The 915-nt window shown below is 56.3% G+C and carries 1 protein-coding gene; it reads right to left on the reverse strand.

Annotation, left to right across the window (positions count from 1 at the left end; genetic code table 11):
- Positions 1-915 (reverse strand): VaFE repeat-containing surface-anchored protein (locus ACUY3D_RS12660; RefSeq protein WP_448241223.1); only part of this gene is annotated, 915 nt, incomplete at both ends.

Consider the following 915-nt stretch of genomic DNA (forward strand, 5'->3'; position numbering starts at 1 on the left):
CTTGACGGACTCATCAACAGTGATCTCAACAACGGTCTTACCGTTAGCGGTCTCCGGAGTAAAGGTCTTCTCACCCTTACCCAGAACGGTCTTGCCGTCCTCCTTGGAAATCAGCTCAGCGAACAGGGTGTATTCCTTACCCGGAACCAGGTTCTTGTACGTCACCGTATCGTTAACCTTCGCACCAGCAACAACCTGAGTCGAACCGTTAGCGAAGTCAGCATTCGTCGAAATCTTCGGCTTGCCAGACTCATCACCTGGCTTACCCGGAGTCGTCGACTCAGACGGCTCCGTCGTCTTCGGAGTGGTCGACTCGCCCGGGTTCTCCGGCGTGGTGGACTCATCCGGGTTCTCCGGCGTGGTCGACTCATCCGGGTTCTCCGGAGTGGTGGACTCATCCGGGTTCTCCGGAGTGGTCGACTCAGACGGCTCCTCACCCGGATTCTCCGGAGTCGTAGACTCATCCGGGTTCTCCGGCGTGGTGGACTCATCCGGGTTCTCCGGAGTCGTCGACTCGCCCGGCTGCTCCGGCGTAGTGGACTCAGACGGCTCATCCTTAGAGGTCACAGTCTGAGCCTTATCATTGATGTCCTCGTGCTTAGCAATGTCGTTCGGATTCTCCGGATCAGTACCCGGAGTCTCCTCGCCCTTGTCGTTGACCTCAACAGAAGTCAACTTCTCAAAAGCAACCGCAGCCTCAACCGGCTTCTTGACGGACTCATCAACAGTGATCTCAACAACGGTCTTACCGTTAGCGGTCTCCGGAGTAAAGGTCTTCTCACCCTTACCCAGAACGGTCTTGCCGTCCTCCTTGGAAATCAGCTCAGCGAACAGGGTGTATTCCTTACCCGGAACCAGGTTCTTGTACGTCACCGTATCGTTAACCTTCGCACCAGCAACAACCTGAGTCGAACC

The organism is Corynebacterium guaraldiae (assembly GCF_053480195.1).